Origin of the sequence: Wohlfahrtiimonas larvae, assembly GCF_002006755.1 — a bacterium.
GTDB classification, from domain to species: Bacteria; Pseudomonadota; Gammaproteobacteria; order Cardiobacteriales; family Wohlfahrtiimonadaceae; genus Wohlfahrtiimonas; species Wohlfahrtiimonas larvae.
In genome coordinates, this window is record NZ_MVDO01000119.1 from 1 (window position 1) to 4,892 (window position 4,892).

Annotated in this window: 4 protein-coding genes; 1 reads left to right on the forward strand and 3 read right to left on the reverse strand. The window is 34.5% G+C overall.

What is annotated here, in order from left to right:
- Positions 1–84 precede the first annotated feature (84 nt).
- Together BZK14_RS07225 and BZK14_RS07230 are read right to left on the reverse strand one after the other, a co-directional pair.
- Positions 85–1,251, reverse strand: a complete 1,167-nt coding sequence (locus BZK14_RS07225; RefSeq protein ID WP_077925858.1) for a GDSL-type esterase/lipase family protein — start codon at positions 1,249–1,251, stop codon at positions 85–87.
- A 102-nt stretch (positions 1,252–1,353) separates the two neighbouring features.
- Positions 1,354–1,941: a class I SAM-dependent methyltransferase gene (locus BZK14_RS07230; RefSeq protein WP_077925859.1), complete on the reverse strand. Its 588-nt coding sequence runs from the start codon at positions 1,939–1,941 to the stop codon at positions 1,354–1,356.
- A gap of 93 nt (positions 1,942–2,034) precedes the next feature.
- On the opposite strand from BZK14_RS07230, the gene BZK14_RS07235 reads away from it, so the two are divergent.
- Complete coding sequence (locus tag BZK14_RS07235; protein ID WP_077925860.1) at positions 2,035–3,081, forward strand: HNH endonuclease; 1,047 nt, start codon at positions 2,035–2,037, stop codon at positions 3,079–3,081.
- Positions 3,082–3,150: 69 nt separating this feature from the next.
- On the opposite strand, the gene BZK14_RS07240 is transcribed toward BZK14_RS07235, so the two are convergent.
- On the reverse strand, positions 3,151–4,668 hold the full coding sequence (locus BZK14_RS07240) for an MFS transporter (protein ID WP_077925861.1): 1,518 nt from the start codon (positions 4,666–4,668) through the stop codon (positions 3,151–3,153).
- Positions 4,669–4,892: the final 224 nt, after the last annotated feature.

Consider the following 4,892-nt stretch of genomic DNA (forward strand, 5'->3'; position numbering starts at 1 on the left):
ATATTATCTGTTTTCTTACTTTAATTAAGTATTATTATACAGTCTAAACAATCTATAAACACATACTAGCATTATTGTCTTTTTTTATTTAGCAATTCCCCAGTATTGTAATAATGATTGATATAATATCTCCGCGCTAATCTCATAACCCAATGGTGTTAAGTGGATTAGATCTTTTTGTGCTAATCCCTCTGAATACCATTTAGCTATGTTGCAACGCCCACCCATGGCTTTCTGCCAATCCCAATATAATAAGTTTTCAGCCTTAGCTACAGCAATTTGCGTAGATTTGACAATTTCATAAGATATTGGCACATGCTCAACACAGGTACCTTTTTGTTGATTTTGTATCATCAAATCAGGTGGACTCAGCAATAAAATGACTGCATTAGGTAATTGTTTACGAATACGTTGAATACTCGTCACTAAATTAGTTCGGTATTCTTGAGCATCTAAGTTTTTATCCAATGCTTCATTGGTACCATACTCTAAAATCACCAAATCACTATTAGTCATCTGTAGTTCAGACAACCATTGTGGTGACCACTGATTCCATGCAACCAATTGTGCATCTTTCATACCAACAGCTGAAACAATCACACCAGGCTGATTATGTTTTTGTAGCCATAAACCACCTAGTTCCACCTGACTATCTGCTCTGATGCTAAAGGGCATTGTTGTCACAGTATTCATAACACGCCATTGATTCGGCTCGATATTCATTAGACTATAAGATAAATCTGCTTTTCCATCCGTATCTAAGATGGATATAGGCTCTGTTGTTTTACTCTTAAGCATTAAATGAACATTCCATAAACCAACTCTGGGTTGTCCAGAATTTAAGACCACTTTAATCTCTGCACCATTATGCTTGGGCTTAGCAATATAACCACCCATTGGAAAATCTGTCTGCAATGTATTTTGACTGTTAATAATATCCCATTGGTAAGCACTGCGATTTATGGCAATAGGCGTCATCCAGCCTATTCCTGCATTACCAAAACGTTGCTGCATAAGATGTCGTAGCGTTTCTATAAAATAGCCTGTCGATGTATGTGCATCACCAAATTGAATAATACTGACAACTGTATTTTTTTCTATCAACAATTGGCGCATTTTGTTCTTGAGTGCATCACTATTATCATTGCCATAATCGACAATGCCATAACCATGCTCTGTATTAAAAGTTTGGCAGCCTGAGAGCATCAATCCCATTATTGCAATGCCACAAATCCCTATGACTCTTTTCATTTACTATCCTTCACTGGTCATCGGCAACGCTATATCTCATGACCCATTACTAGGATATTTTACGCGCCTAAATAACGCTTTCAATATATCTCAAAAATATATTTATGATTCTTTAATACAAAGCATATTTAACCAATATTCTTGTTGTTCCGGTCGATTATCTTTTGTCATCCACAATTTTAGCAAATGAATATTCTTAAAATTATTTAAGAGTTCCCTAGCTTGTATTTCATCTAAATCAGTGAATAAACGATCATTTTGCATGCGATCTAAATGCCCATATTTAAATGACATATAACAAATACCATTTATTTTTAATGCATCAACTATTTTCTGCACCACTTCAATTAATCGACTACGTTCACAATGTAGTAAAGATGCACACGCCCAAATTCCATCATATTCATTCACAGAATCTAAATCATAAAAGCTTTTGTGTTGGATATCTAAACCTGTTTTTTCTTTAGCAAACTGAACCAGGTTTTCGGAATAATCAAAAGCATCCACACTAAAACCAATATTTTTAAAATACAAAGCATCGCGCCCTGAGCCACAACCAATATCTAATATTTTCCCGCCTTGGGGCAGATACTCTAAAAATGGTCCATAAATATTGGTCATATCGACATTAAATGTATTTTCAAAAAAAGCTAGAAAGCTATGATTATAAAAATTTTTTTGTTTGGTCATTTTATTTCCAATATTGCTTAATCATTAATTGATTTAAATATCTTTAATATTTACAGTAGCCAATATTATGAAAAACTATAGGCTAAAATTCTCATGCAACCGACAGCTCAAGAACAATTAGAATTTTTACAGAAAATCCAGTTGATACTTGAAGCCGGCAACTTTACTTCTACTTATAAATTTGCCTTATTACTTGCTCTTTCTAATTTATCCATTAGGAATGGGAGTGATAACCATCATACTTTAATACTCAGTTATGAAGAAATCGCCGAACAATTTATTGAGCAATATTGGAAACAAAGCTTACCATTTGAATATGTGAATCAAGAAAATTTTATCTTACAGCAAAATACAGGACCACAAATTGTTGTGATCCAAAACATCCAAAAACTGATGCTGAATTTTCCGACACTATCACAAGCAATTAAAAGTGCTGAAGGACAAAAAATTATTAAAAAAACAGCAAAAACAATTAAAGATTATCCTGCACGCTTTTTACAAAAAATCGAAGGACACAATCTTAATTTTTTGTATGACTGGCACGAAAATCACGCATATATTCAATTAAAACCTAACATCATGTATTGTTTGCGTCAATTTAGTGGAATTATCAGACAATTGGTTCAACAAAGCTGGGCTGATTTCATTCGTCGCTTGCCTAAAAATAAAGATATTTTACGAGGGCAACAAGACATACAAGTTTTCTTATTCGATGAACAGCGTACGTCCCTAAAAAAGGTCAATGACATATATATGGAATTACAAGATCATCGATGTTTTTATTGTCAGAAAAAAATCCATGGCACTGCTGAAGTGGATCATTTTATTCCTTGGTCATACTATCAGCAAGATACTATACATAACTTTGTGATTGCAGATAGAAAATGTAATGGCGCAAAAAATAACTTTCTTGCAGATACATCCTTTCTAATACGATGGTTAGCTCGTAATCAAAAATATGGCCAAGAAATTCATACTGCTTCTAAAAATATCGGTATTGTAAGCAATCAAAAAGTCAGTGAAAATATCGCACAGTGGGCTTATCAACGCGCTATTAATAATCAATCGCCTATTTGGATACCCCCAAAAAAATTTATTACTCTTGATCACCAACAAACTCTTTATCATTTGTTTGAGTGATCATTTAGGGATAATTTTGAAATAAACTGTAGAAAAACTAAAACTTTGACTAAAAAAATTGATACTACATTAGTGATTTTTTTGAAGATATGGTGGTGAAATCATATTAGATGGTGCTACTCGCAAACAGAGCGCAATTAATAATACTGCAACAGCAACAAAAAACACCAAATAAAAACTATCAATATAAGCATGAACTAAAGCCTCTTGCTGCAATATATTGAATATATTAACCTGAGAGTCACTATCATTTAATAGAATATTTTCGACTAAATTCACCAATGCAATCTCTTTTTGTTGGCGTAACCAAAAGAGCATAATAGTTGCCGAAAAAATCGGGGCACAAATCCTAGCAAGCGGAATATAAGCGCCCAACGCAACGCCATGAGCTGGATTTAGATTAGTAACAAAGGCTGCAATTAACCCAAGCAATAGAATACTTTCTCCTAATGCTTGTAAAATTAATAGGCTCATAAATTCTGTTATTCGCCACTCATAAGTAATCTTTGTACCAATGATTGCAGCAAAAGCAATAAAAACAGCACCTAGTGCGATCATACGGCGCGCTTCTATTTTGCGTGCTAAATGGATGACAAATGGAATGCTGATAATATAGGTAACAAATACTATTAATGTAGCATTTTTACTCTGTATCGCTTTAAAACTAGCTATTTGCTCCAAAAAAGAAGGTATTAGAAAAGAAGAAGGTGTCATTATAAAACCAAATAGACAAGCAATGATCATACAAAAAAGGATGTTACGATTGGTGAAAATGATTAATGATCCAAAACTACTCTTATTTATTCGACCCCGAAGTACTAATAGAGAAAAGAGAATAATGCCAGTACCTAGATTAATTACCACAACTTTGGAGTCTAGCCAACCTAAGCGTTCCCCGCTTTCAAAGCCAATAAAGATCAAAATCAGACTTGCAACAAAGAGTGCCATTCCAAGCCAATCAGAGCTTTTCAGTACGGCGAAATCAATAGGTGTTAAGGGAATACTTTTCCAAAATAAAAAAGCAATCATTGGTGCAGCTAATGCACTTCCCCAATAAATCCATTGCCAATAATCCTCTTCGACCAAAAAGCCACTGATCCACATGCCGCTATCCATACCAATGGAAACTCGCAAACTATAAGCTGCCATAATAATTAACCAGATGTTAGGCTTTGCATTACGAAGTGCTAATGAGATCGTGAGCGGCAGATATACTCCTAAACTAAATCCTAATAAACCATGAAGGAGCAATAATGCTGGATAAAATGAGGCAAAATATGGAATAAGCAATGCTACAACGCCCAATAGCAGTGTAGGATAAAAAAGAACTCTATTAAAACCAAGGACTGTTGCAGCCCAAGGCGCTAAAGTCATTGAAATCAGTTGTGCACAGTTGAGAATTACAGTTAACGCTGAAGATTCTAAATTATCTAGTGCAAATTGCCCGCGAAGATCAGCAATAGAAGCAGAAATTAGTCGTGTTTCTGTCGTTGCTAATACTGCACCTAAAAAAATCGCAATGATAATACCTAATGGCCTATTTTCAACTGCTGGCCTGAAAAATCTCAGTAAATGATTATTTTTCATGACAATTTCCTCATTCACAGCTCATAAACATATCCGTGTTATTACTTGCAGCTTCATTTAATTACTGCTTGTATCAACATTGACTCGTAAACTCATTCCCGCACGAAGTTTGGCATATTGAGGACCATCAGAATTGAGCATAATTTTAACAGGAATTCGTTGCACAATTTTTGTGAAGTTTCCAGAAGTATTAACAATGGGCAAATTGGAAGATCTTGCACCGC

Excerpts from the sequence above, each read along its gene's own strand:
- BZK14_RS07235 (WP_077925860.1), top strand. The coding sequence starts at position 2,035 with ATGCAACCGACAGCTCAAGAACAATTAGAATTTTTACAGAAAATCCAG.
- BZK14_RS07240 (WP_077925861.1), bottom strand. The coding sequence starts at position 4,668 with ATGAAAAATAATCATTTACTGAGATTTTTCAGGCCAGCAGTTGAAAAT.
- BZK14_RS07225 (WP_077925858.1), bottom strand. The coding sequence starts at position 1,251 with ATGAAAAGAGTCATAGGGATTTGTGGCATTGCAATAATGGGATTGATG.
- BZK14_RS07230 (WP_077925859.1), bottom strand. The coding sequence starts at position 1,941 with ATGACCAAACAAAAAAATTTTTATAATCATAGCTTTCTAGCTTTTTTT.